This window comes from Pseudomonas sp. DC3200b2, from assembly GCF_049895785.1.
Lineage (GTDB): Bacteria > Pseudomonadota > Gammaproteobacteria > Pseudomonadales > Pseudomonadaceae > Aquipseudomonas > Aquipseudomonas massiliensis.
In genome coordinates this window covers 1-24634 of sequence record NZ_JAFCTA010000009.1, presented here as the reverse complement: position 1 = coordinate 24634, position 24634 = coordinate 1, and the positions used below count along the sequence as shown (strand labels likewise).

Sequence of the window (24634 nt, the reverse complement as noted above, 5' to 3'; positions counted from 1 at the left end):
TATCCGCGCGGGCGGACAGGCAGGGCAGCCGCATTCGCTATCGGTGGGTGCCCTTCGGCGGGGCCGACGGGCCGCCTATAGTCGTGACGCCATCGTGGGAAGTCAATTGTGGTCCACGATGGCGTTACCTGGTGTTACCGCGAGGTTACGCCAGCTCGCCAGCCCGCTCCAGCCCTCGGAAGGGGCAGGCGCGCAGCAGCTCGCTCAGTGCCCGGCCGTCGGCCAGGGTGAAATCGCCGGGTACCAGTTCTGCCAGGGGGTAAAGCACGAATGGCCTGAGGTGCAGTTGGTAATGAGGAACCCGCAGGCGCGGTTCGTCCAGCAGGCGCTCGCCGAACAACAGGATATCCAGGTCCAGGGTGCGCGGCCCCCAGCGTTCGGCGCGCACACGTCCTTGCTCGTTCTCGATTCGTTGCAGCGCATCGAGCAAGGCCAGCGGGGCGAGGGTCGTGTCCAGGGCGGCCACGGCGTTGCTGTAGCGAGGCTGCCCGGGCAGCAGGGAATCGCTCAGGTACAGGCCGGAGACCCCGGCCCATTGGGTAGCGGGCAACCGGCGCAGGCTGTCCAGTGCCTGGCGCAGTTGTTCGGTGGGCTCGGCCAGGTTGCTACCCAGCCCGATGAACACCCGTTCCGGAGCACTCATTCGGCGAAGCTGTCGCCTTTGCGACGGCTGTTGTTGCGGCGCTTCTTGCGCGCCGGGCCAGCCGAGGGGGAGGCCTCGTCCCGATTACCGAGGTCGCGGATCATGACCCGCCGTTCGCTGTCAGTGGCCTCCTGGTAGTCCGTCCACCATTGGCCCAGCCCATCGGTTTGCTCTCCCGCGCTTTCGCGTAGCAGAAGAAAGTCGTACCCGGCCCGGAAACGTGGGTTGTCCAGCAGTACGTCGGCGCGCTTGCCATTGCGCCGTGGCAGGCGTTCCTGCATGTCCCAGATTTCCTTGATGGGCAAGGTAAAGCGTTTCGGGATCGCGATGAACTGGCACTGTTCGGCGATCAGCTCGTGGGCCGCTTCCTGCATGGCCGGGATCGGCGGCAGGCCGCGGCCTTGCAGGGCCAGGGCGCGGGCCGGAAGAGCAGGCCACAAGAGCGCGGCGAACAGAAACGCAGGCGTGACAGGCTTGCCTTCCTGCACGCGCAGGTCGGTGTTGACCAAGGCATTGCGGATCAGGGTATGGGTATAGGACGGCGTGTCTTCCAGGGCCTGGGCGCTGGCCGGGAACATCTGCTCGAACAGGTTCAGGTCCACCAGCATTTCGAAGGTATCGGCCGCCTGCCCGGACAGGAACAGCTTGAGCACTTCCTCGAACAGGCGGGCACCGGGAATGCCTTGCAGCAACGTGGCCATTTCCCGGATCGGCTGCACCGTGTGGCGCTCGATTCCGAAGTCCAGCTTGGCGGCGAAGCGCACGGCACGCAGCATGCGTACCGGGTCTTCCTGGTATCGCTGCCGCGGTTCGCCGATCAGGCGGACCAGGCGGTTACGCACATCGTGCACGCCGTTGGCGTAGTCCAGGATGCGGTCGCTGACCGGGTCGTAGTAGAGCGCGTTGATGGTGAAGTCGCGCCGCTGGGCGTCTTCTTCCAGGCTGCCATAGACGTTGTCGCGCAGGATCAGACCGCTCTCGTTGCGCGAGGAGTGGCGGCTGGTGGTGGCGTCGTCTTCCGGATGATTGGCGCGGAAAGTGGCCACTTCGATGATTTCGCGACCGAACTGGATATGCACCAGCCGGAAACGACGGCCGATGATCCTGGCGTTGCGGAATTCGGCGCGGATCTGCTCGGGCGTGGCGCTGGTAGCCACATCGAAATCCTTGGGCGGCAGGTTCAGCAGCAGGTCGCGTACGCAACCGCCCACCAAGTAGGCCTGGTAGCCCGCTTGCTGCAGGCGCTCGACGATGCTGACCGCATGACGGCTGAACTGATGGCGTTGCAGGCCGTGGGCGCCGCTGTTGAGCACTTCAGGGGTGCTTCGTTGATGATGGACCTGGCGGGCCGGAGGACGAAAAGACTGGAACAGCTTTTTCAGCATGGGATGCACTGTATGAAGGAATGATCGGCCATACCAAGATTGACCGCATAATGGGCGGGGATTCTAGCATTTAGTGACGGGATGGTGTAGGAGCCAGCGAAGCTGGCGAATGTGATCGCCCGATACCGGGCCATCAGGCTTCGCTAACTGCCGCAGCGAAGGGTATGGTGGGCGGAACAATGTGCATCACCCGGAAACGACAAGGGGAGCCGTAGCTCCCCAGGAAGTCGTTGCCTGCTCGTTCTTGTTCTCGCTTGGGCTTTTGTTTTTGTTGTGTGCCCGGCCCGCCAGGCATTGCCTGGGAGCATCTCCCAAAGGGGGAGCCAAGAGCAAACGGATTGCTTTGAACGCCGTATTGCTGACCCTAGGGTCCAACCAGTTCAGGCACTGCTCGATCGCAGTTTTTATTGTTCTCGGCCTGGTTGCGGGAAAATCCCGTAACGATACCTCTTCAAAAGAATCAGTTAGCTACGCCTCATGCCGTCTTGTTCTTGTTATGCGTGAGCCGATTCATGTTGTTTTTATTATGGGTTTGCGCTTTTTCTTGTTCTTGTACCGTAGATATTGCAGATGCTGTGCCAACTTTTAAAAATCCTTTGTTTTCAAAGGGTTGAGCTAAAAGGTAGCGTTTTTCCAGCTTCGCTACAGGGGGAATTCGTTACCGTACGCCCCGCCTTTGTTACAGCCTTGCGAGCGACGGTAACACCTGCTCACCCTTCGTTGGCCACGCTCGACTTGCGCCGCGGAATGCCCAGCCGCTGGCGGCGCTCCCATAGGCATTTACGGCTGACCCCGAGCTTGCGCGCCAGCTCTGTCTCGGTCATGTGATCCTGATGCTCGAGTACAAAATGCTGGAAATAGTCCTCCAGAGAGAGGTCTTCGGTGGGCTCATGGTTGTTGGTCGGCGAAGCGGCGGCGGGTGCGCTGAAGTCTTCGTCGTCATCATCCAGGTCGTTGAGCTCGATATCGATTCCGAGCAGATCGGCCGTGAGTTGCTGACCCTCGCTCAGGATAACCGCGCGCTCGACCGCGTTCTCTAGTTCCCGTACGTTACCCGGCCAGCTGTAATGCCGAATGGCGCTTTCCGCGTCCGCGCCGAAGCGCAGGCCCTCACGGCCCAGGCGTGCTGCCTGGCGGGCCAGGAACACATTGGCGATCTCGATCACATCGCTGCCCCGCTCGCGCAAGGGCGGAAGCTTCAGGGCGATAACGTGCAGGCGGTAGTAGAGGTCTTCGCGGAACTGGCCGACCTTGGCCAGGCTCTTGAGGTCCCGGTGGGTCGCAGCGATGAGGCGCACGTCCACCTTCTGCGATTGGACCGAGCCCACCCGACGGATTTCCCCTTCCTGCAGCACGCGTAGCAGGCGTGCCTGGGCCTCCAGCGGCAGTTCACCGATTTCGTCGAGGAAAAGAGTGCCGCCATCGGCGGCCTCCACCAGCCCGGCGCGGCCAGCGCTGGCACCGGTGAAGGCACCCTTCTCATGACCGAACAGCTCCGACTCGATCAGGGTTTCCGGAATGGCCGCGCAGTTCACCGAAATCATGGTGGCCTTGGCCCGCCGCGACAGGTTATGCAGGGCCCTGGCGACCAACTCTTTGCCAGTGCCTGATTCGCCCTGGATCAACACATTGGAATCGGTAGGCGCGACCTTGCGAATCTTGCCGTACAGGTCCTGCATGGGGGCGCAGGAACCGATGATCCCGATCTCGCCCTGTGGCGCGGCGGCCGGTTTTTCGGCGCCGCGAGGGCTGGCCTTGGCAGGCTCGCTCGTGGCCGCGGCAGGCTGTCGATCGCGCAGGATGCGGGCCACGGCCTGGAGCATTTCGTCGTGGTCGAACGGCTTGGCGATGTAGTCCACCGCGCCCATTTTCATGGAATCCACGGCCGAGCGCAGGCTGGCGTAGCTGGTCATGATCAGCACCGGCCGGCCCTCGCCCAGCTTGATCAGCTCGGTACCGGGCGCGCCGGGCAGGCGCAGGTCGCTGACGATCAGGTCGAACGACGGAATGCTGAAACGCTCCTGTGCTTCCTGCACGGAACCGGCTTCGCTGACCTGGTACTGATTCCGTTCAAGCAGGCGACGCAAGGCAGAGCGAATGATGTTTTCGTCTTCGACGATGAGAATATGCGGCATCTGATTCGGTTCTCTCGACGGTCTCAGTTAACAGCGGACGTCGCTTCGACATGGCGTGGCAAGGTCACCCGGATACGGGTACCGATCTGCCGTTCTGTGTCCGCCGGGCTGTCGATGGTGATCTGTCCATAATGCTCTTCCACGATGGAATAGACCAGCGCGAGGCCCAGGCCCGTTCCTTCGCCCGGATCCTTGGTAGTGAAAAAAGGTTCGAAGAGCCGGTCCATGATGTTCTTCGGAATGCCGCTGCCTTCGTCCTCGACCACTAGCGCGACAGTGTGCTCGCTGGCCTCGCTGCGCACCCGTACGGCGCTGCCTGGCGAGGAGGCGTCGCGGGCGTTGGAGAGCAGGTTGATCAGCACCTGGGCCAGGCGTTGGGGGTCCCCTTCGGCCCAATGGTCGGGGTCACACAGGTTGTAGAACTGCACTTCGAAGTTGCGTCGGTTCAGGGCCAGCAGGCCGATGGCATCCTGGGCCACCTGGGCCAGGCTGACGGGCTCGACACTGTGCTGATGGCTCCCGGCATGGGCGAAGCTCATCAACGATTGCACGATGCGCGACACCCGCTTCGTCTGCTCGAGAATCTGGCTGGACAGCTCGGTGATCTCGCCGTCCCCCTCGCGTTCTTCGCGCAGGTTCTGCGCCAGGCAGGCGATGCCTGTGATCGGGTTGCCGATCTCATGGGCCACGCCTGCGGCCAACCGGCCAATGCTGGCCAGGCGTTCGGAATGCACCAGCTTGTCCTCGAGCATCTGGGTGTCAGTCAGGTCTTCCACCAGCAATACCAGCCCGCTGTTACCTGGGGCGAGTGGCTCGTCGATGGCGGCCTTATGCAGGTTGAGCCAGCGAATCTGGCCATCCAGGGCCAGGCGCTGCTTGTGCAGATGCTCGTCGGGCCCCTGGATGAAGCTTTGCAGCAGGTCCCGCCAAGGCTCAGCGATGGTCATCAGGCGCGAGCCCACCACTCGCTGGGCGGAAATACCGGTGAGCTCTTCCATGGCTTTGTTCCACATGAGGATTTCCCGGTCCTTGGCCAGGGAGCAGACCCCCATGGGCAGTTCCTGAAGTGTCTGCCGGTGATAGCGACGCAAGGCGTCCAGCTCGGCGGCCAGGCCGGTAAGGCGCGAATGGTAATCCTCCAGCCGGCTCTCGATGAAGTGGATGTCTTCGGTGACATAGGTTTCCCCACCGGATTTATAGGGCAGGAAAGTTTCCACGATGTCCTGGGCCACGCTGGGGCCCATCAAGCCCGACAGGTTGGCTTCAATGCGGTCGCGCAAGCGGCGCAGGGCATAGGGGCGGCGCTCGTCGAAGGGCAGGTAAAGGTCGCGCAGGGCTTGCTCCACTTCCTTTTGCGCGGCCCGGGCGCCCAACGGCTTGGCCAACTGAGTGGCGAACTCCTGGGGCGAGGCGACATGCAGTTCGCGTCGCTGCGGGCGACGGACGTTGTCCACGGCGCAGGCTTCGGCCGCGCTGCTTTCTTCCGGGCTGGCCTCGGTGAACACCGAGACCAGGGTGAACAGCAGGATATTCGCGGCCAGGGACGCAATGGCCGCCATGTGCCAGCTGGTGTCATCCAGTACATAGATCATATCCAGCACAGGAATGTAGAAGCCGTCCACGTCACCGAGCAGCGGCATCAGCATGGTCAAGGACCAGACGGCGATACCCGCCAGCAGGCCCGCCATGAAGCCGCGCCGGTTGGCGGTGGGCCAGTACAGCACTGACAGCACCCCCGGCAGGAACTGCAGGGTTGCGACGAAGGCGACGATCCCCAGGTGGGCCAGGTCCTGGCGGCTGCCCAGCATCAGGTAGAAGGCATAGCCGGCCATGATGATCGCCACGATCAGCCCGCGGCGGGTCCATTTGAGCCAGCGGTAGATGCTTCCGCCAGCGGGGGGCTGGTATAGCGGCAGCACCAGGTGGTTCAGGGCCATCCCGGACAAGGCCAAGGTGGTCACGATGATCAGCCCGCTGGAAGCGGACAGCCCGCCCACATAAGCCAGCAGGGCCAGGGCTCGGTTGTTGGCGGCGATGCCGATGCCCAGGGTGAAGTATTCCGGAGAAGTGGTCGCGCCCAGGCGCAGCCCGGCCCAGAGAATCAGGGGCACCGCCAGGCTCATCAACAGCAGGAACAGCGGCAGCCCCCAACTGGCGCTGACCAGCGCCCGGGGGTTGAGGTTTTCGGCGAAGGCCATGTGGTACATGTGCGGCATCACGATGGCCGAAGCGAAGAACACCAGCAGCAAGGTTCGCCACGGGCCTTCCTGCAGCGGCGTATGCAGCCCGGCCAGGGCCATCTGGTTCTGCATCAGCCAGAGCTCCAGCTGGTGGGGGCCGCCGAAGACGCCATACAGGGCATACAGCCCCAGCCCACCCAGGGCGATCAGTTTGATCACCGATTCGAACGCGATGGCGAACACCAGCCCTTGGTGCTTTTCCCGGGTGGCGATATGCCGGGAGCCGAAGAAAATGGTGAAGAGCGTGATAAGGGCGCAAAAGCTCAAGGCGACCCGGTCCTTGATCGGCTCCTGGGTCAGAATGCTGATCGAATCGGCCACGGCCTGGATCTGCAGCGCTAGCAGGGGCAGCACACCGGCAAGCATGAACAGCGTGGTCAACGCGCCGGCCCAGGTGCTGCGAAAGCGAAAGGCGATCAGGTCCGCCAACGAGGAAAGCTGGTAGGTGCGGGTGATCCGCAGGATCGGATAGAGCAATACCGGCGCCAGCAGAAAGGCGCCGGACACGCCCAGGTAGCAGGCCAGGAACCCGTAACCGTATTCATAGGCCAGGCCCACGGTGCCATAGAAGGCCCAGGCGCTGGCATACACCCCCAGCGACAGGGTGTAGGTCAGGGGGTGGCGGATGATCGCCCGGGGAATGTGACCACGCTCGCTCACCCAGGCCACGCCGAACAGTACCAGCAGGTAAGCGGCGCTGATCAGGATCATCTGGGTAAGGCTAAAGCTCATCGGCGTCTCTCTGGCTTTGCAGGATAAAGGTGACCACGATGAGGATCAGCCACAGCAGGTAGGGGCGGTACCAGGCCCCGGTGGGTTCGATCCACCAGTCCATGATGGCCGGGGAAAACAGGTAGATGCCCACGACCAGCAGCAACACCAAGCGATAGATATACATGCTGGCCTCGTCACCTCAGGCGGCTGATGGAGTCGCCCCGCCGGGGCTGCCGGGATGGTAGCCCAAGCCCGGCTGGCTGCCTACCGTCGCGGCCTGGAGCGTTCAGCGTGCTTCGGCCTCGGGCAGCGAAAACACGGCTGGCAAGGCTTCCACTCGCCAATGTTCCACAGCCCAGGCCAGCAGCGCGGGCGGTGCAGCGCCGTTCAGTTCCGCTGGCGGCTGTTGGCCCAGGGTGCGCAGGGCGCGTAGCAGCTCCTGGCTGGCCATGGCCGCGGTCAAAGGGGCGGAACGGTAGCGCTTGCCCAGCTTGTGCCCATCGGGTTGCACCAGCAGCGGAACGTGAAGGTAGGTAGGCGCGGACAGCCCTAGCAGTTCCTGCAGGTAGAGCTGGCGCGGGGTAGAATCGAGCAGGTCGGCACCGCGCACCACATCGGTGATGCCTTGGGCGCCGTCGTCCAGCACCACGGCCAGTTGATAGGCAAAAAGCCCGTCGCGCCTGCGGATGATGAAGTCTCCCACGTCTTGGCCCAGGTGCTGCTCGAAGTGCCCTTGCAGGCGATCGTCGAAACCGTAACGCAGCTCCGGGACGCGCAGGCGGATGGCGGCGCCTTCCGGAGAATGACCGGCGTTGCGGCAGAAACCGGGGTATACCCCTTGATAGGGCTCAAGGGCCTTGCGTGAACAGGTGCAAGCGTAGGCCAGGCCCTGGCTCAACCAGCGGTCGATCACCGCCTGGTAATGATCATGGCGTGCGCTCTGGTACAGCACCGGGCCGTCCCATTGGAAACCGTACTGAGCCAGGGTAGCCAGGATGGCATCCTTCGCGCCAGGCATTTCCCGGGGTGGGTCGATGTCTTCCATGCGCAGCAGCCATTGGCCGCCTTGGGCGCGAGCGTCGGCATAGGAGGCAACCGCCGCTACCAGGGAGCCGAAGTGCAGCAGCCCGCTGGGTGTAGGAGCGAAACGGCCAATGCGTGGGGAAGGCATGAGGGGCGAGGGCCAGGTGGGGCGTGCCTGAAGAACGCCCCGGCTCAGATCATTTGCCGACCTGTTTTTCCTTGATTTCGGCCAGGGTCTTGCAATCGATGCACTGGTCCGCGGTTGGGCGGGCTTCCAGGCGGCGAATGCCGATTTCGATCCCGCAGGAGTCGCACCAGCCGTACTCTTCGTCTTCGATCAACTGCAGCGTCTTGTCGATTTTCTTGATCAGCTTGCGTTCACGGTCACGGGCGCGCAGCTCGAGGCTGAACTCTTCTTCCTGGCTGGCGCGGTCGGCCGGGTCGGGGAAGTTGGCAGCCTCGTCCTTCATGTGGTCCACGGTGCGGTCCACTTCCTGCATCAGCTCCTGCTTCCAGCGATTCAGGATCTTGGTGAAGTGAGCTCGCATCCGTTCGCTCATGTACTCCTCGCCCGGTTGTTCCTGATAGGGCTGGAAGCCACGAACGAGCTCATTGCTTTGCTGCTGGTTTTCATTGGTGGGCATGAATGACCGCCTCTCGCTCTTCTAATTCACTGCGCGGGATGATCCATCTCCGGCGCCCGCCGGCCCCGCGACTGCAAGCGGGCGAACTTACCAGATCGAATCCGGGTGCGCCACTCCCGGTTATCCAGCCTGATTTGCCTTGTGCAACGCGGGTTGGACCGCGGCGCCCACGGTTCATTCCCTGCCTGGCAACAGGCGCATTCCGAGGCACGGTTGCCGTAGAATCCGGCCTTTGCGCCTTATCAGGAAATCCTCATGGCCAAGCCCTACAGCGCGCGCAGCCGCGCCATCGAACCTTTCCACGTCATGGCCTTGCTGGCGCGCGCCAACGAACTCCAGGCAGCCGGCCATGATGTGATTCACCTGGAAATCGGCGAGCCAGACTTCACCACCGCCGCGCCCATCGTCGCGGCCGGCCAGGCGGCATTGGCGGCCGGCCATACCGGTTATACCGCCGCGCGTGGCCTGCCGGTACTGCGCCGGGCCATCGCCGGCTTCTATGAGCAGCGCTACGGGGTGGCGCTCGACCCTGAGCGGATCATGATCACCCCCGGCGGCTCGGGTGCGTTGTTACTGACCAGCGCCCTGCTGGTGGACCCTGGGCAGCACTGGCTGCTGGCCGATCCGGGCTACCCCTGCAACCGCCACTTCCTGCGCCTGATCGAGGGGGGCGCCAAGCTGGTGCCGGTTGGCCCCGCCGAGAACTACCAACTGAATCCCGACCTGGTGGCCCGGCACTGGGATGCGCAGTCGGCAGGGGCCCTGGTGGCATCCCCGGCCAACCCTACCGGCGCCGTGCTCGGGCGCGGCGACCTCAAAGGCCTGAGTGACGCGGTACAGTCCCGCGGCGGGCACCTGGTGGTCGATGAGATCTACCATGGGCTCACCTATGGCGTGGATGCGCCCAGCGTGCTGGAAGTGAGCGACGATGCCTTTGTGCTTAACAGTTTCTCCAAGTACTTCGGCATGACCGGGTGGCGCCTGGGCTGGCTGGTGGCGCCGCCAGAGGCGATACCGGAACTGGAAAAGCTGGCGCAGAACCTGTACATCAGCGCGCCGAGCATGGCCCAGCATGCCGCCCTGGCCTGCTTCGAGCCAGCCACCCTGGAGATCTTCGAACAGCGCCGGGCCGCTTTCCAGGCGCGTCGCGATTTTCTCCTGCCAGCCTTGCGCGAACTGGGTTTCAGCATTGAGGTAGAGCCCCGGGGGGCTTTCTATCTGTATGCGGACATCAGCCGGTTCGGCGGTGACGCCTTCGATTTCTCTCGCTTCTTCCTGGAGCAGGAGCATGTCGCCTTCACCCCGGGGCTGGATTTCGGCACTCACCTGGCTCGCCAACATGTTCGCTTCGCCTATACACAGGCATTGCCTCGCCTGGAACAGGCCGTGGAACGCATCGCCCGAGGCTTGCAACGGTGGCAGGGCTGATGCGCTTCGAACCTTCGCTGCAAGCCGGGACCCTCGTACGCCGCTACAAGCGCTTCTTGGCGGATATCCAATTGGCCGATGGTAGCCAGGTGACACTTCACTGCCCCAACACAGGGTCCATGCTCAATTGCATGGCTGCGGGCAGCCGAGTCTGGTTCAGCCGCAGCGACGATCCGGCGCGCAAGCTTCCCGGCACCTGGGAAATCGTAGAGACGCCCCAAGGAAGGCTGGCGTGCATCAACACCGGTCGGGCCAACCGAGTGGTGGAGGAAGCGTTGCTCGCCGGTGCCATCCCGGAGTTGGCCGGCTTTACGCAGTTGCGCCGCGAGGTTCGCTATGGCGAGGAAAACAGTCGTGTGGACTTTCAGCTCGGTTATGGGCACCTTCAGGCGTACGTGGAGGTCAAGAGCGTGACACTTGGCTTCGACGGTAGCCCCATCGCCGCTTTCCCAGACGCGGTGTCCCAGCGTGGCGCCCGCCATTTGCGGGAGCTGGCAGCGATGGTGCGCGCGGGCCATCGGGCCGTGCAGCTGTACTGTGTGAACCTTACGGGTATCGAAGGCGTTCGACCGGCCGAGGAGATCGACGATGCCTATGCTCAGGCCTTGCGCCAGGCAGCCATGGAAGGAGTAGAGATACTGGCCTATGGCGTGCGGCTGACACCAGAGCACATCTTCATTGACCGACCGCTGCGTGTGGAACTGTAGGCGCCAGCGCAGTTGGCACCGGCTCTAATGGAAAGTGCGGGCAAAAAAAGACCCGGCAAGAGCCGGGTCAAGAACCGTGATTAGCCTGATGAGGAGATAAGCTGAGTCCGAACCACCGGGCTGCTTATCGGCTGATCTCGCGACCAGTTGCGCTAATCATAACTATTCTCATTTGAGAGTCAAGCTCATTATCGAAATCTTATTGGCCATCCAACCCGATTCCGGTGAGCTGACGATTCAACACATTGATTTTCCTAGCCATGCTCTCTATCAGGCTATGAGCAATTTTCGGATTCGACTGGGTCATGGCCAGGAACTGGTCCTTGGGAATCAGCATGATGGTGCAAGGGGTGCTGGCGATCACGGTGGCGGTGCGCTTTTCCTCGGTAAACACTGCCATGGCGCCGAAAATTTCTTCCTTGGCCACATCTCCCACCTTAAGGCCGTCGACGAAAACCTCGGCGTGACCATCGATAATGATGAAGACATGGTCAGGGTCATCGCCCTGTTGAATGAGTACCTCGCCCGCCGCGACATGCTTGAAGCCACTGGCGCCTCTATATTCGGGCTGCTTGAGCCGCGCTACCGTCTCGGCCAATAGCCAGGCGTGGCCGCCCAGGTAGTCCACCAGCGCGGCGCCCTGGCCAGTGTTTGCCACATGGGCCAGTACCGCCTGGCGTTCATACGGCACCAGGCGCAGTGGCGCTGCGGTCCGGTAGCGACAGGTCAGGTGCGCTGGCGGTAGGGCAAGTCCAAGGGCATCCCCCTCGCTGAGGTAAAACAACGGACGTTCGTCGAGGGCGAGCTGTACCAGGCCGACCTCGATGAAATACAGCCATTCGGCGCGCAAATGCTCGTTCAAGGCGGTATCGGCTGGAATGTCCAGCGTCTCGCCAGCCGGCTCCATGCCGGCCAGCAGGCTTGCCGGCAGGCCTTGCAGCCTGCTGATGCACTCTTCGGCGTGGGCCGATTGCTCCCCAACTACATACATGATTCGTTCTCGAAGCCGCGGGCAGCGGCATATCAGGGTTTCTGGCCGGGCGCGGGCAAGGCCTCGAACGCCTTGTTCAATGCCTGCTTGCGCTCAAGGGGTACATCGTTCCAATGCACCCCCAGCAGGGCGCCCTCGATTGCGTAGAGCAATACCCTGGAGGCCCTGAAGCCACGGTTCTTGACTGCGCGGTAGGCGTCCACGGCGCCAAGCCGACGCAGGTCCGCCACGCTATGGATGCCCACGGCATGAAGCCATTGGGCAGAAGTTTTGCCGAGGTTTCGCAGGTCCTGAAGCTCGTCGTTCATCCACGCTCCTTTCTGGGCGGCCATGCAGGCCCTGCCTGAAGCATAGCGGGCCGGCCCTATTTCGTGCGATAGCGCAGGCGCGTCCCGAAGTTGACCGACATCAGGATCTCATCAGCGCTCAGCTCGGGAGGGAAGTAGGCGCCGGAGATCTGCGCATGGGCCAGGGACGCACCCTCGAGCTGCGCGCCGCGGAAGTCGATGCCGCGCAGGTCGGCGGAGCGGAAATAGGCATCGCGCAGGTCGACCCCCTCAGCGTCGAGGTTGCGCAGGTCCAGCCCACGGAAATCTCCGCCGCTGAAATCCAACGGCCCCACATGGCGCTTTTCTTCGTTGAAAGCCTGGATCTTCTCTTCGCGGACCAGGGCAAACAGGGGCGAATCGATCAGACGTGGCTGGCTCATGGCAGCATCTCCGCTGGAAGGGTGGCGCCATCATAATGACACCACCGGATAGCCAAAGGTGTGGACTGGTTCACGCCTTGCCCAGATCAAAGTCCCGGCAGTCTCTGCCTGATCGCGTCCACAACCGAATCGACGCTGCCGGCGTCGTGAGTGATCACGCGCTTGGCGGCCAGGCGCTCATCGACGGTGAGTGGCTCTCGGCTTCGTTCCTGGGCAGCGATCACTTCCAGCGTAGCATCGGAAGGGTCCTGGCCTTCGGCCTGACGCTGGTCCAGCCAGCTCTCGATCACGGCCCGGGGCGCTTCGCACTCCAGGATGGAGAAGGGAACCGCCTGGGCCTGTGCGATGTGCCGGGCCGCCTCGCGTTGGCCTTGCTTCAGGTAGGTTGCGTCGAGAACCACCGGGAATCCGGCGCCAAGCACCTGCTCGGCCAGTTCATGCAGGCGCTGATAGGTCGCTTCGCCGGCCTGGTCGGTATAAAGAGCGGCGCTGCCCTGGTCGGGGAAAAGCCGCTTGCGCTCCACGTCCGAGCGCAGCCGAATGGCGCCGAGGGCCTCGACCAACCGCAGCGCGACCTGGCTCTTGCCCACCGCGGAGACGCCGCTGGTGATGGCCAGGAAACGCGAAGGGATGGCGCTGTAGCTTTCAGCCAGGGTGGCGTAGTTACGATACTGGCGCAGGGCGGTCTTGCGTTGCAGGCCGTCGGCATCGGCCGGCAGGCTGAACAGTGCCACCTTGGCCCGCACCATGGCCCGATAGGCCTTGTAGAAATTGAGCAAGGGCAGCCCGGCGTAGTCGCCGGTCAGTTCCAGGTAGCCGCTGAGCAGGCGCCGGGACAGGCATTTGAGCCCGCGGTCTTCCAGGTCCATGGCGAGGAAGCCGATATCCGCGTAGACGTCGGTGAAACGGAAGGGTTCGTTGAACTCGATGCAGTCGAAGATCACCACCTTGCCGTCGATGACGGTGGCGTTGCCCAGGTGAATGTCACCATGGCATTCGCGGATGTAGCCATCGGCCTTGCGCGCTCGCAGCAGCGGCAGCAGCCGATCGTATTCGGCGCGTGCCCAGGCCTCGAGCGCCTCCAACTGCACCAGGTCGCCGCGCTCGCTGAGGAAGGGGCGAATCTGTTCGAAGTTCTGGGTCACCGGTGCCATCACGCTTTCCGGGGTGCCTTCGGCGCGCTCGAGCGGCACCTTGGGCGCGGACAGGTGGAATTCGGCGATCTGCCGGGCCAGGGCGTCGATATGCCCGCTGCCCAGCTCGCCATTGGCCTGCAGGGTGCTGAGCAACTGACTTTGCGGGAATTGCCGCATTTTCAGAGCGTATTCGATCGCCGGGCCATTGCCGCCAAGGTTTGGGGCCTGTTCGCTACCGGTGATCGCCAGCACCTCCAGGTACAGGCCTTCGGTGAGCCGCTGGTTCAGGCGCAGCTCTTCGTTGCAGAAATGCTCGCGGGCAGCCAGGGTGGTGAAGTCCAGGAAGCCGAAGTTGACCGGCTTCTTGACCTTGTAGGCATAGGGGCCAGTCAGGATGACCCAGGAAATGTGTGTCTCTATGAGCTCGAAGGCATCCACGGGGTGCGGGTAGAGCGCTGGGTTCTGCAGCGCGGCGATCAGGGCTTGGCTCACGGAAAATCCTTATGCGGTGTGGGGCAATGGGCTTCATTATGGCGGCTCGTTCCGGTGCTGCAAACCGCAACGAGGTTTCTGTCTGCAACGGGGCAAACTGCGTATAATCCGCCGCCATGACACGTAGCCGATCCCCCCGCAAATCCTCTCGTCCCGCCAAAAGTCGTGCCCGCGCCCTGTTGGGCTGGGTGTTCAAGCTTGGCCTGGTAGGGCTGGTCGCCCTGGCCGGCGTAGCCGTCTACCTCGATGCCGTGGTGCAGGAAAAATTCTCTGGCAAGCGCTGGACCATTCCGGCCAAGGTGTATGCCCGCCCACTGGAACTTTTCGTCGGGCAGAAGCTTGTACTGAAGGATTTCCTTACTGAACTCGATGCGCTGGGCTACCGGCGCACCAACGCTGTGGATGGCCCTGGCCAGGTGGCGGTGGCCGGCGGCACGGTTTCGCTCAACACCCGAGGGTTCCAGTTCTATGAAGGGCTGGAACAGGCGCGGCCCGTGCGGGTGCGTTTCAATGGCGATTATGTCGCCGAACTCTCCGGCACGGGGGGCGAAAAGCTGCCGGTGGTACGACTCGAACCGCTACTGATCGGCGGCATCTACCCGAAGAACCTGGAAGATCGGATTCTTATCAAGCTGGACCAGGTGCCGCCTTATCTGGTCGATACCCTGGTTACCGTGGAAGACCGGGACTTCTACCATCACTTCGGCGTTTCTCCGAAATCCATCGCCCGGGCCGTCTATGTCAATGCGTCCAGCGGACAGATGCGACAGGGCGGCAGTACACTGACCCAGCAATTGGTCAAGAACTTCTACCTGACCAACGAGCGCAGCCTGAGCCGTAAGCTCACCGAAGCCATGATGGCCGTGCTGCTGGAGTTGCATTACAGCAAGCAGGAAATCCTCGAGGCCTACCTCAACGAAGTGTTCATCGGCCAGGACGGGCAGCGCGCGGTCCATGGGTTCGGCCTGGCCAGCCAGTTCTTCTTCAGCCAGCCATTGTCGGAACTCAGACTGCACCAGGTGGCCCTGTTGGTAGGCATGGTCAAGGGGCCGTCCTACTACAACCCCCGGCGGTATCCGGAGCGGGCGCTGGAGCGGCGCAACCTGGTACTCGATCTGCTGCAGGAGCAGGGTGTCGCCACGCCGGAGGCGGTGGCGGCAGCCAAGAAGATGCCTTTGGGGGTGACTGGGCGCGGCAGCCTGGCCGACAGTTCCTTCCCCGGCTTCCTGGACCTGGTCAAACGGCAGTTGCGCGAGGACTACCAGGAGGAGGACCTGACCGGTGAAGGCCTGCGGATCTTCACCAGTTTCGATCCTATCCTGCAGATGAAAGCCGAAGCGGCCGTGACCGAAAGCTTCAAGCGTTTCTCGGCGCGCAAGGGCGGCGACGCCCTGGAAACGGCCATGGTGGTAACCAACCCGGAAAGTGGCGAAGTGCAGGCCCTGGTGGGAAGCCGCCAGGCAGGTTTCGCCGGTTTCAACCGGGCGCTGGATGCGGTGCGGCCGATCGGCTCGCTGGTCAAGCCCGCCATCTATCTCACCGCCCTGGAAAAGCCGAGCCAGTACACCCTTACCAGCTGGATCAAGGATGAGCCGTTCTCGGTGAAAGGCGCCGATGGTCAGGTGTGGAGCCCGCAGAACTACGAGCGGGGGTCCAACGGCACTATCTTCCTTTACCAGGGGCTGGCGCACTCCTACAACCTGTCCAGCGCGCGCCTGGGCCTGGACCTGGGCGTGCCCAACGTGTTCAAGACCCTGGGCAAGCTGGGGGTAGAGGTAAACTGGCCGGCATACCCGTCCATGCTGCTGGGCGCCGGCGCCTTGTCGCCGATGCAGGTGGCCACCATCTACCAGACCATCGCCAACGGGGGCTACAACACCCCCATGCGTGGCATCCGTAGCGTGCTCACCGCGCAGGGGCAGCCGTTGAAGCGCTATCCCTTCCAGATCCAGCAGCGCTTCGATCCGGGCAGCATCTACCTGATCCAGACGGCCTTGCAGCGAGTGGTGCGCGAAGGCACCGCACGCTCGGTCTACAACGTATTGCCATCATCCCTGAACCTGGCGGGCAAGACCGGCACCACCAACGATTCGCGCGACAGCTGGTTCGCCGGCTTCAGCCAGGACCTGCTCGCCGTGGTATGGATGGGCCGGGACGATAATGGCAAGACGCCCTACACCGGTGCCACCGGCGCCTTGCAGGTGTGGACCAACTTCATGCGCAAGGCGGACCCCTTGCCGCTGAACATGGCCGTGCCGGACAACATCGTGCTGGCCTGGGTAGACGCCCATACCGGGCAGGGCTCAGCCGAAGGGTGCCCGAACGCGGTGCAGATGCCGTATATTCGGGGCAGTGAGCCCGCCGCGGGCACCGCCTGCAACAGCGGGCCCGGCGGGGGCGAAGATCCGGTCATGGACTGGATCAAGGGCTGGCTGAATTGACTGAGGAACTGACGTGAAGAAGTGGTGGTTTCCCATGATGGCCGCGGCGGCGATGCTACACGGCTGTGCCAGCGTGCCCCAGGGTTCGATTCCGGTGGTCGAGCAGGGCTCGGCGGTTTCCAACAGCGAGCGCGTGTCGGCCAACCGTAATGGCGCCTACCGCGCGCCAGTCGCCCGGGCACCGGTGCAGGCCGTGCCCGAGGACAGCGGCGTGACCGTGATGGTACCGACCGCCAGCGCGCCTATCCAGGCCAGCGCCGCGCCCATCAGCACAAGCCCGATCACCCCAGGGCCGGTTACCGACGGGCCAGGCTATAGCGCTCCGACGCCACCGAGCGCCGCCACCGGCAGTCTCTACAGCAGCCCGAGCCGCGCGCCGGCGCCTAGCGGCATTCCCTCCGGCAGCGTGTCCAGCGGCGGCCTGGCGGCCGACGAGCAACTGGATGGTCCGGTGCTGGCACTGCTGACTACCGCTCAGCAGCAGCAAGGTGGCGGCGACCTGAACGGTGCTTCGTCCAGCCTCGAGCGGGCCCAGCGTATCGCCCCTCGCGAACCTCAGGTGCTGTTCCGCCTGGCGCAGGTCAGGCTGGCCCAGGGCGACGCGGCCCAGGCCGAGCAGTTCGCCCGCCGGGCGCTGAGCTACTCCAACGGTCGGCCGGACCTCCAGGCGCGCCTGTGGGAAACCATCGCACAGGCCCGTGAGAAGCAAGGGGACGCCGCAGGCGCCGCCCAGGCTCGCCAGAACGTCAGGGGCTGAAGAACATGGATGATCGGCTGCCCGCCATCGCGGACGAACTTCTGTTGATCGAGCGGGCCCTGCGCCAGGCCGGTGAATGGGCGCAAACACCGCCCAGCGCCGAGGCCCTGGCCAGTGTGGAGCCGTTCTGTGTGGACACGCTGGGGTTCGAGCAGTGGCTGCAGTGGATCTTCCTGCCCCGCATGAAGGTGATCCTCGAACAGGGCCTGGCCTTGCCCAACGCCTCGGGCATCCTTGCCATGGCCGAAATGGTCTATATGCACCGGCCAGGGGAGGGGGGCGAGCTCATGGCCTCGCTTCGCAGGTTCGACAGCCTCATCAGTGGCCGCCCTCAGGCCTGATCGAGCGCTCGCCCTAGCGGCATTGGTCGGCGATGGCCTGGCGGGTTTCGCTGATCTTGGCTTGCCGCTCCTGCTCGGTCAACCGGCGAAGCTCGCCATCGACTTCCTGACGTACCCGCGGGTTGTTGTTCAGTTGCGCCAGGTTCGTGCGGGCCTGGTCGCAAAACTCCTTGGTTTTCTCTTCCTGCTCGGCGACTTGCTCCCGGACTCGAGCGTCCACCGCTTTTTGCTCCGGATCGTCATCGATACTGTCATCACCGGCTTTGCCCTTCGGTGGGCCGGCCGGCGGTGGGGCATGGGTGTCGATCGGGGTTGCGGCCTGCCCGGCCGGAGGCTTGGCGTCGAAATGCGTCACGCCGTTGGCGTCCACCCATTTGTACACCTGAGCCGCTTGCAGCGACCCCATCGAAGCCAGCATCAGGCCGGCTACCAGGCATCCTAGGCGCATGTCCGCTCCGTCAGTGAATGAGAGTTGGAGGCAAATTACCACAGAAGCAGAAAGGCAACAGATCGCTTGACTTGAGAAACACGATTCACAACAATCCAAAGTCCGCTGTGAAGGGACTGCCAGAAGCAGACCCGCTCAGCAGATCATGAGGCGCACACCCGCGCCGACCTGTTACACCCGCAACGCGTTACCTCGCGCTGGGTGGGAAACCCCCGCAATACTTGGGGAAGTCCCAATACTTGCTCAGTCAGTGCTGACGTAGTCGGCGACCACCGTCGCTCATGCTCTGCTTGGCAGTAAACCTAATGGACCCGCCTCCCGGCGGTATTCTGGCGTTTTAGAGGTGAACAACGTGGAGCTCTTATCCGGCGCTGAGATGGTCGTCCGCTTTTTGCGCGACGAGGGTGTCAAGCACATCTACGGGTACCCTGGCGGTGCTCTCCTTCATGTTTACGATGCCTTGTTCAAGGAACCCGAGGTGGCCCATATCCTGGTCCGCCATGAACAGGCCGCCACCCACATGGCCGACGGCTATGCCCGTGCCACCGGCAAGGCCGGCGTGGTATTGGTGACCTCCGGGCCGGGCGCCACCAACGCGATCACTGGCATCGCCACAGCCTACATGGACTCGATCCCCATGGTGGTGTTGTCGGGGCAGGTGCCCAGCACCATGGTCGGCACCGATGCCTTCCAGGAAACCGACATGATCGGTATCTCCCGGCCCATCGTGAAGCACAGCTTCATGATCAAGCACCCGTCCGAAATTCCCGAAGTGCTGAAGAAAGCCTTCTATCTGGCCGAGTCCGGGCGCCCTGGCCCGGTGGTGGTGGATATCCCCAAGGATATGACCAACCCTGCGGAAAAGTTCGAATACGTCTATCCCAAGAAGGTCAAGCTGCGCTCTTATTCGCCAGCCGTGCGTGGCCACTCCGGGCAGATCCGCAAGGCGGCCGAGATGCTGGTCGCGGCCCGTCGCCCAGTGATCTACGCCGGGGGCGGCGTCATCCTGGGCGGTGCCTCGGCACCTTTGACCGAGCTGGCGCGCCTGCTCAACGCGCCAGTCACCAACACCCTGATGGGCCTGGGCGCCTATCCCGGCACCGACCGGCAGTTCCTCGGCATGCTGGGCATGCACGGCAGCTATACGGCCAACCTGGCAATGCACCACGCCGACGTGATCTTCGCCGTGGGCGCGCGCTTCGATGACCGGGTGATCAACGGCGCGGCCAAGTTCTGCCCCAATGCCAGGATCATTCACGTCGATATAGACCCAGCTTCCATTTCCAAGACGATCAAGGCGGACGTGCCTATCGTAGGGCCTGTGGACAGCGTGCTGACCGAGATGGTCGCCGCCTACAAGGAGCTGGGCCAGACCCCGGACAAGGAAGCGGTCGCCGCCTGGTGGAAGCAGATCGCCGAATGGCGTGGCGAGCATGGCCTGTTCCCTTACGAACAGGGCGATGGCCCGCTGATCAAGCCGCAGACGGTGATCCGTACCCTCTGGGAAGTGACCCAGGGCGATGCCTTCATCACCTCCGACGTGGGTCAGCACCAGATGTTCGCGGCCCAGCACTACCCCTTCGACAAGCCCAACCGCTGGATCAACTCCGGTGGCCTTGGCACCATGGGCTTCGGCTTCCCGGCCGCCATGGGCGTGAAGCTCAACTTCCCGGACAGCGACGTAGCCTGCGTAACCGGTGAAGGCAGTATCCAGATGAACATCCAGGAGTTGTCCACCTGCATGCAGTACGGGCTGCCGGTGAAGATCGTCAACCTGAACAACGGCGTGCTGGGCATGGTGCGCCAATGGCAGGACATGAACTACAGCAGCCGCCATTCGCATTCCTACATGGAGTCGCTGCCGGACTTCGTGAAGCTGGCCGAGGCCTATGGCCACGTCGGCATGCGCATCACCGACCTGAAAGACCTCAAGCCCATGATGGCGCAAGCCTTTGCCATGAAAGACCGCCTGGTGTTCCTGGACATCCAGGTCGATACCAGCGAGCACGTCTATCCGATGCAGATCAAGGACGGCTCGATGCGTGACATGTGGCTGAGCAAGACGGAGCGGACCTGACCATGCGGCATATCATTTCTCTGCTGTTGGAAAACGAGCCTGGTGCATTGTCCCGCGTCGTCGGGCTGTTCTCCCAACGCAACTACAATATCGAAAGCCTGACCGTGGCGGCCACGGAAGATCCGACCCTGTCGCGTCTGACCCTGACCACCATCGGCCACGACGAAGTCATCGAACAGATCACCAAGAACCTCAACAAGCTGGTGGAGGTGGTCAAGCTGGTGGACCTTTCCGAAAGCGCGCACATCGAGCGCGAACTGATGCTGGTCAAGGTCAAGGCCACGGGCGCCCAGCGTGCCGAGGTCAAGCGCACCACCGATATCTTCCGCGGCCAGATCGTCGATGTGACCAGCAGCGTCTATACCGTGCAACTGACCGGCACCAGCGACAAGCTGGACAGCTACCTCCAGGCCGTGGGCACCGCCTCGATCCTGGAAACCGTGCGCAGCGGCGTGACCGGTATCGCTCGTGGCGACAAAGTGCTGAGCATCTGAACCACTATTTTGCAGATGGCCTGACGGCCAGGATAACCAGGGGAATTTCATGAAAGTTTATTACGACAAAGACTGCGACCTGTCCCTCATCCAGGGCAAGAAAGTCGCCATCATCGGTTACGGTTCCCAGGGCCACGCCCAGGCTTGCAACCTGAAAGACTCCGGTGTGGACGTTGTCGTCGGCCTGCGCAAGGGCTCGGCCACCGTTGCCAAGGCCGAAGCTCACGGCCTGCGCGTGCTCGATGTGGCCAGCGCGGTGGCCTCCGCCGACCTGGTGATGATCCTCACCCCGGACGAATTCCAGGGCCAGCTGTACAAGCAGGAGATCGAGCCGAACATCAAGCAGGGCGCGACCCTGGCGTTCTCTCACGGTTTCTCGATCCACTACAACCAGGTGGTGCCACGCGCTGATCTGGACGTGATCATGATCGCGCCCAAGGCTCCGGGCCACACCGTGCGTTCCGAGTTCGTCAAGGGTGGCGGCATTCCTGATCTGATCGCCATCTACCAGGACGCCTCGGGCAACGCCAAGAACGTGGCTTTGTCCTATGCCGCCGGCGTAGGCGGTGGTCGCACCGGCATCATCGAAACCACCTTCAAGGACGAGACCGAAACCGACCTGTTCGGTGAGCAGGCCGTGCTGTGCGGTGGTACCGTCGAGCTGGTGAAGGCAGGCTTCGAAACCCTGGTCGAAGCCGGCTATGCACCCGAGATGGCCTACTTCGAGTGCCTGCACGAGCTGAAGCTGATCGTCGACCTCATGTACGAAGGCGGCATCGCCAACATGAACTACTCGATTTCCAACAACGCCGAGTATGGTGAATACGTAACCGGCCCGGAGATCATCAACGCCGAGTCCCGCCAGGCCATGCGCAATGCCCTCAAGCGTATCCAGGACGGCGAATACGCCAAGATGTTCATCTCCGAAGGCGCTTCCAACTACGCTTCCATGACCGCCAAGCGGCGTAACAACGCGGCTCACGGCATTGAAGTGATCGGCGAGCAACTGCGTTCGATGATGCCTTGGATTTCCGCGAACAAGATCGTCGACAAAGCCAAGAATTGATTCAATTCTTCGCCTGGAAGAACGCGGCCTAGGCCGCGTTTTTTCGTTAACGCAGCGGGGTTCTGGTATAAAGCTGCAACGTTTGTGGACGAACCCTCGTCCCTGGCGCCGGTCGAAATTTTTCACACGTTGCAAGGTATTGTTTATGAGCGAACGCCCCGAAGAGCCGAATGCGGCGCCCGACGTCGATAGCCTGCTGCCCATCGATGAGCATGTGGAAGAAGGTCGGGACGCCGAAGGGCGCAGAGTCCGTCATCGCGGCATCTACCTGCTCCCGAACCTGTTCACCACGGCCAACCTGTTCGCCGGCTTCTACTCCATCATCAGCTCCATCACCGCGCAGAGCGCCTTGAGCGCCGGTAACTCGGCCGAAGCGTTGAAGTACTACTCCTTCGCGGCCATCGCCATTTTTGTCGCCATGGTGCTCGACGGCCTGGATGGCCGAGTGGCCCGCATGACCAATACCCAGAGCGCGTTCGGCGCCGAATACGACTCGCTGTCGGACATGATCGCCTTCGGCATGGCGCCGGCACTGCTGGCCTTCGTCTGGGCGCTGGGCGCCATGGGCAAGGTGGGCTGGATGGTCGCTTTCATCTATGTGGCGGGGGCGGCATTGCGCCTGGCTCGCTTCAATACCCAGGTGGGCAAGGCCGACAAGCGCTACTTCATCGGCCTGGCCAGCCCGGCCGCGGCGGGTGTGGTGGCAGGCACGGTCTGGGCCTTGAGCGACTTCGATATTCCCGGCGCCAAGCTCTCCTTCCTGGTGGCCATCCTGGTCGCTGGCGCCGGCATGCTCATGGTCAGCAATATCAAGTACAACAGCTTCAAGGAACTGGATCTCAAGGGGCGTGTGCCTTTCGTTGCCATCTTGGCGGTAGTGCTGGTGTTCGCCGTAGTGTTCATCGACCCGCCGCGCATCCTGTTGCTGATCTTCGTGGTCTATGCTGCTTCCGGACCAGTGCAACATCTGCTGCGTCTTCGTCGGCACCGGTGAATAAAATGGGGCGGGCTTCGTCATACGGTTCAAGGTTATGTACGGAGCGTGCCCCATGATCATCAAGATTTCCTCGGCGTCGGCTTGCCATGAGTCTGAAGTCACGCCTGAAGCGACCTACTATTCCCGGCGGGCCCTGATGGGCGGCGCCGCTGCCCTCGCCGCGGGCAGCGCCCTGCCAGCATGGGCCGAAGGGGAGGTGTCCCGCTACGACGGGGTCGAGGCTGGGGCTTCTCCCGGCTGGCTTCAGGCCAAGCTCGGCGAGGTCCGCTGGCAGGCAGTCACTGCGCCAGGCGAGGCTATCACGCCCTATAAAGACGCCACGCATTACAACAACTTCTACGAGTTCGGCACGGACAAGTCCGACCCGGCCGAGAATGCCGCCAGCCTCAAGACCCAGCCCTGGTCCATAGTCATAGACGGTGAGGTGGCCAAGCCGGGCACCTATGCTCTTGAAGACCTCATCAAACCCTACCAACTGGAAGAGCGCATCTACCGGCTTCGCTGCGTGGAAGCCTGGTCCATGGTCATCCCCTGGCTGGGCTTTCCGTTGGCAGAACTGCTCAAGCGGGTCGAACCCACTTCCAGGGCGCGCTATGTGCGCTTCGAAACCCTGCAGGATCCGGCCTCGATGCCGGGCCAGCGCTCCAGCTTCTCCTATATACGCTGGCCGTACGAGGAAGGCCTTCGCCTGGACGAGGCGATGCACCCGCTGACTCTACTGGCGGTGGGCATGTATGGGCGTGAGCTATCCAACCAGAACGGCGCGCCATTGCGCCTGGTGGTACCTTGGAAATATGGCTTCAAAAGCATCAAGTCCATCGTGAAGATCAGCCTGGTCGCCGAACAGCCGTCGACCACTTGGCAATCGATCGCACCGGACGAGTACGGTTTCTATGCCAATGTAAATCCCGAGGTTGATCATCCGCGCTGGACCCAGGCTCGCGAGCGGCGTTTGCCCAGTGGATTGTTCGCGCCCAATGTAAGGCAAACGCAAATGTTCAATGGCTATGCCGAAGAAGTCGCCAGCCTCTATAAAGGCCTGGACCTTAGGAAGAACTATTGATGCGCTATCCGTGGTTTCGGCTGGGCGTGTTCATAGCGATGGCAATAATGCCGGTGTACTGGGTTTATCAGGCATGGATTTTCGCGCTAGGGCCGGACCCGGGCAAGGTACTGTTGATTCGGCTGGGCCTGGGCGCTCTGGTGCTGCTGCTCGTTACCCTGGGCATGACGCCTTTGCAGCGCCTGACCGGTTGGAGCGGCTGGCTGATCGTCCGGCGGCAGTTGGGCTTGTGGTGCTTCGCCTACGCGACGCTGCATCTGGTCGCCTATCTATTCTTCGTATTGGGTTTCGACTTCAGCCAGCTCGGCGTGGAGTTACGCAAGCGCCCCTACATAATCGTCGGCGCGCTGGCCTGGCTGGTTCTCCTGGCTCTGGCGGTAACGTCCAACCGGGCAAGCCAGCGTAAGCTGGGCAAGCGCTGGCGACTGCTGCATAAATCGGTGTACGTCGTGCTCGGGCTGGCCCTGCTGCATTTCCTTTGGGTGGTGCGCGCTGATTGGGCGGAGTGGGGCCTCTATGCAGGCGCGGGCGGGCTGTTGATGCTGTGCCGCGTGCCCTTGATTGCCCGCTTGCTGAAGCGACCTTCAAGAAAACGCGATATTTCTCGAACTAGCGCTTGACGGCTGTTCGAAACCCCTTATAATGCGCCCCACTTCCAGCGACAACGGAACGGCAAACTTCTTGATAATCAACGAGTTAGCGG

23 protein-coding genes are annotated in these 24634 nt (G+C 62.8%); 11 read left to right on the top strand and 12 right to left on the bottom strand.

Features of this window, described 5'->3' with window-relative positions:
* Positions 1-145: 145 nt before the first annotated feature.
* The 7 genes from folK to dksA all read right to left on the bottom strand — a co-directional run bounded on the left by folK (position 146) and on the right by dksA (position 8784).
* Positions 146-643, bottom strand: coding sequence for a 2-amino-4-hydroxy-6-hydroxymethyldihydropteridine diphosphokinase (folK, locus tag ACP691_RS20165; RefSeq protein WP_426153610.1), 498 nt, complete (start codon positions 641-643; stop codon positions 146-148).
* Complete coding sequence (locus tag ACP691_RS20160) at positions 640-2028, bottom strand: polynucleotide adenylyltransferase PcnB (protein ID WP_426153608.1); 1389 nt, start codon at positions 2026-2028, stop codon at positions 640-642. Before ACP691_RS20160 ends, folK begins: the two co-directional genes overlap by 4 nt.
* A 710-nt stretch (positions 2029-2738) precedes the next feature.
* The gene (locus ACP691_RS20155; protein WP_426153606.1) at positions 2739-4163 is read right to left on the bottom strand and encodes a sigma-54-dependent transcriptional regulator; all 1425 of its coding nucleotides are present in this window, start codon (positions 4161-4163) and stop codon (positions 2739-2741) included.
* A gap of 23 nt (positions 4164-4186) precedes the next feature.
* Positions 4187-7135 (bottom strand): sensor histidine kinase, encoded by a 2949-nt coding sequence (locus ACP691_RS20150; protein ID WP_426153604.1) that lies wholly within the window; start codon positions 7133-7135, stop codon positions 4187-4189.
* A complete protein-coding gene (locus ACP691_RS20145; RefSeq protein ID WP_003250005.1) occupies positions 7125-7301 on the bottom strand; it encodes a hypothetical protein in 177 nt (58 codons plus the stop codon). The genes ACP691_RS20150 and ACP691_RS20145 overlap by 11 nt, the downstream gene beginning before the upstream one ends.
* 102 nt (positions 7302-7403) lie before the next feature.
* A complete protein-coding gene (gene gluQRS / locus ACP691_RS20140) occupies positions 7404-8288 on the bottom strand; it encodes a tRNA glutamyl-Q(34) synthetase GluQRS (RefSeq protein WP_426153602.1) in 885 nt (294 codons plus the stop codon).
* Between the two features lie 49 nt (positions 8289-8337).
* Positions 8338-8784 (bottom strand): RNA polymerase-binding protein DksA, encoded by a 447-nt coding sequence (gene dksA / locus ACP691_RS20135; RefSeq protein ID WP_426153600.1) that lies wholly within the window; start codon positions 8782-8784, stop codon positions 8338-8340.
* Between the two features lie 255 nt (positions 8785-9039).
* Here dksA and ACP691_RS20130 point away from each other — a divergent pair, with 255 nt between their 5' ends.
* Positions 9040-10212: a pyridoxal phosphate-dependent aminotransferase gene (locus tag ACP691_RS20130; protein WP_426153598.1), complete on the top strand. Its 1173-nt coding sequence runs from the start codon at positions 9040-9042 to the stop codon at positions 10210-10212.
* Positions 10212-10919: a DNA/RNA nuclease SfsA gene (gene sfsA, locus ACP691_RS20125; RefSeq protein WP_426153596.1), complete on the top strand. Its 708-nt coding sequence runs from the start codon at positions 10212-10214 to the stop codon at positions 10917-10919. Before ACP691_RS20130 ends, sfsA begins: the two co-directional genes overlap by 1 nt.
* Positions 10920-11118: 199 nt before the next feature.
* Here sfsA and ACP691_RS20120 read toward each other — a convergent pair whose 3' ends face one another.
* The 4 genes from ACP691_RS20120 to ACP691_RS20105 all read right to left on the bottom strand — a co-directional run bounded on the left by ACP691_RS20120 (position 11119) and on the right by ACP691_RS20105 (position 14247).
* The gene (locus tag ACP691_RS20120) at positions 11119-11910 is read right to left on the bottom strand and encodes a Crp/Fnr family transcriptional regulator (RefSeq protein ID WP_426153594.1); all 792 of its coding nucleotides are present in this window, start codon (positions 11908-11910) and stop codon (positions 11119-11121) included.
* 32 nt (positions 11911-11942) lie between these two features.
* A complete protein-coding gene (locus ACP691_RS20115; RefSeq protein WP_426153592.1) occupies positions 11943-12218 on the bottom strand; it encodes a TfoX/Sxy family protein in 276 nt (91 codons plus the stop codon).
* Between the two features lie 56 nt (positions 12219-12274).
* A complete protein-coding gene (locus tag ACP691_RS20110; protein ID WP_426153590.1) occupies positions 12275-12619 on the bottom strand; it encodes a pentapeptide repeat-containing protein in 345 nt (114 codons plus the stop codon).
* A gap of 86 nt (positions 12620-12705) precedes the next feature.
* Positions 12706-14247 (bottom strand): AAA family ATPase, encoded by a 1542-nt coding sequence (locus ACP691_RS20105; protein WP_426153588.1) that lies wholly within the window; start codon positions 14245-14247, stop codon positions 12706-12708.
* 116 nt (positions 14248-14363) lie between these two features.
* Here ACP691_RS20105 and mrcB point away from each other — a divergent pair, with 116 nt between their 5' ends.
* The 3 genes from mrcB to ACP691_RS20090 are packed head-to-tail and all read left to right on the top strand — an operon-like array spanning position 14364 to position 17786.
* A complete protein-coding gene (mrcB, locus tag ACP691_RS20100) occupies positions 14364-16688 on the top strand; it encodes a penicillin-binding protein 1B (RefSeq protein WP_426153586.1) in 2325 nt (774 codons plus the stop codon).
* Between the two features lie 13 nt (positions 16689-16701).
* Positions 16702-17445: a hypothetical protein gene (locus ACP691_RS20095; protein ID WP_426153584.1), complete on the top strand. Its 744-nt coding sequence runs from the start codon at positions 16702-16704 to the stop codon at positions 17443-17445.
* A gap of 5 nt (positions 17446-17450) precedes the next feature.
* On the top strand, positions 17451-17786 hold the full coding sequence (locus tag ACP691_RS20090; RefSeq protein ID WP_040259384.1) for a YqcC family protein: 336 nt from the start codon (positions 17451-17453) through the stop codon (positions 17784-17786).
* Positions 17787-17799: 13 nt separating this feature from the next.
* Here the strand turns inward: ACP691_RS20090 and ACP691_RS20085 are convergent, their stop codons facing one another.
* Positions 17800-18234, bottom strand: coding sequence for a DUF4124 domain-containing protein (locus ACP691_RS20085; RefSeq protein WP_426153582.1), 435 nt, complete (start codon positions 18232-18234; stop codon positions 17800-17802).
* Between the two features lie 352 nt (positions 18235-18586).
* On the opposite strand from ACP691_RS20085, the gene ACP691_RS20080 reads away from it, so the two are divergent.
* From ACP691_RS20080 to msrQ, 6 genes are all read left to right on the top strand, one after another.
* Positions 18587-20311 (top strand): acetolactate synthase 3 large subunit, encoded by a 1725-nt coding sequence (locus ACP691_RS20080; RefSeq protein WP_426153580.1) that lies wholly within the window; start codon positions 18587-18589, stop codon positions 20309-20311.
* 2 nt (positions 20312-20313) lie between these two features.
* Positions 20314-20805, top strand: coding sequence for an acetolactate synthase small subunit (gene ilvN, locus ACP691_RS20075; RefSeq protein WP_040259387.1), 492 nt, complete (start codon positions 20314-20316; stop codon positions 20803-20805).
* 49 nt (positions 20806-20854) lie between these two features.
* Positions 20855-21871: a ketol-acid reductoisomerase gene (gene ilvC, locus ACP691_RS20070; RefSeq protein WP_426153577.1), complete on the top strand. Its 1017-nt coding sequence runs from the start codon at positions 20855-20857 to the stop codon at positions 21869-21871.
* A 145-nt stretch (positions 21872-22016) separates the two neighbouring features.
* A complete protein-coding gene (gene pssA, locus ACP691_RS20065; RefSeq protein ID WP_040259391.1) occupies positions 22017-22865 on the top strand; it encodes a CDP-diacylglycerol--serine O-phosphatidyltransferase in 849 nt (282 codons plus the stop codon).
* 55 nt (positions 22866-22920) lie between these two features.
* Positions 22921-23931 (top strand): protein-methionine-sulfoxide reductase catalytic subunit MsrP, encoded by a 1011-nt coding sequence (gene msrP / locus ACP691_RS20060; protein WP_426153575.1) that lies wholly within the window; start codon positions 22921-22923, stop codon positions 23929-23931.
* Positions 23931-24551, top strand: a complete 621-nt coding sequence (gene msrQ, locus ACP691_RS20055; RefSeq protein WP_426153573.1) for a protein-methionine-sulfoxide reductase heme-binding subunit MsrQ — start codon at positions 23931-23933, stop codon at positions 24549-24551. The genes msrP and msrQ overlap by 1 nt, the downstream gene beginning before the upstream one ends.
* Positions 24552-24634 lie beyond the last annotated feature (83 nt).

Excerpts from the sequence above, each read along its gene's own strand:
- folK (WP_426153610.1), bottom strand. The coding sequence starts at position 643 with ATGAGTGCTCCGGAACGGGTGTTCATCGGGCTGGGTAGCAACCTGGCC.
- ACP691_RS20160 (WP_426153608.1), bottom strand. The coding sequence starts at position 2,028 with ATGCTGAAAAAGCTGTTCCAGTCTTTTCGTCCTCCGGCCCGCCAGGTC.
- ACP691_RS20155 (WP_426153606.1), bottom strand. The coding sequence starts at position 4,163 with ATGCCGCATATTCTCATCGTCGAAGACGAAAACATCATTCGCTCTGCC.
- ACP691_RS20150 (WP_426153604.1), bottom strand. The coding sequence starts at position 7,135 with ATGAGCTTTAGCCTTACCCAGATGATCCTGATCAGCGCCGCTTACCTG.
- ACP691_RS20145 (WP_003250005.1), bottom strand. The coding sequence starts at position 7,301 with ATGTATATCTATCGCTTGGTGTTGCTGCTGGTCGTGGGCATCTACCTG.
- gluQRS (WP_426153602.1), bottom strand. The coding sequence starts at position 8,288 with ATGCCTTCCCCACGCATTGGCCGTTTCGCTCCTACACCCAGCGGGCTG.
- dksA (WP_426153600.1), bottom strand. The coding sequence starts at position 8,784 with ATGCCCACCAATGAAAACCAGCAGCAAAGCAATGAGCTCGTTCGTGGC.
- ACP691_RS20130 (WP_426153598.1), top strand. The coding sequence starts at position 9,040 with ATGGCCAAGCCCTACAGCGCGCGCAGCCGCGCCATCGAACCTTTCCAC.
- sfsA (WP_426153596.1), top strand. The coding sequence starts at position 10,212 with ATGCGCTTCGAACCTTCGCTGCAAGCCGGGACCCTCGTACGCCGCTAC.
- ACP691_RS20120 (WP_426153594.1), bottom strand. The coding sequence starts at position 11,910 with ATGTATGTAGTTGGGGAGCAATCGGCCCACGCCGAAGAGTGCATCAGC.
- ACP691_RS20115 (WP_426153592.1), bottom strand. The coding sequence starts at position 12,218 with ATGAACGACGAGCTTCAGGACCTGCGAAACCTCGGCAAAACTTCTGCC.
- ACP691_RS20110 (WP_426153590.1), bottom strand. The coding sequence starts at position 12,619 with ATGAGCCAGCCACGTCTGATCGATTCGCCCCTGTTTGCCCTGGTCCGC.
- mrcB (WP_426153586.1), top strand. The coding sequence starts at position 14,364 with ATGACACGTAGCCGATCCCCCCGCAAATCCTCTCGTCCCGCCAAAAGT.
- ACP691_RS20090 (WP_040259384.1), top strand. The coding sequence starts at position 17,451 with ATGGATGATCGGCTGCCCGCCATCGCGGACGAACTTCTGTTGATCGAG.
- ACP691_RS20085 (WP_426153582.1), bottom strand. The coding sequence starts at position 18,234 with ATGCGCCTAGGATGCCTGGTAGCCGGCCTGATGCTGGCTTCGATGGGG.
- ilvN (WP_040259387.1), top strand. The coding sequence starts at position 20,314 with ATGCGGCATATCATTTCTCTGCTGTTGGAAAACGAGCCTGGTGCATTG.
- ilvC (WP_426153577.1), top strand. The coding sequence starts at position 20,855 with ATGAAAGTTTATTACGACAAAGACTGCGACCTGTCCCTCATCCAGGGC.
- pssA (WP_040259391.1), top strand. The coding sequence starts at position 22,017 with ATGAGCGAACGCCCCGAAGAGCCGAATGCGGCGCCCGACGTCGATAGC.
- msrP (WP_426153575.1), top strand. The coding sequence starts at position 22,921 with ATGATCATCAAGATTTCCTCGGCGTCGGCTTGCCATGAGTCTGAAGTC.
- msrQ (WP_426153573.1), top strand. The coding sequence starts at position 23,931 with ATGCGCTATCCGTGGTTTCGGCTGGGCGTGTTCATAGCGATGGCAATA.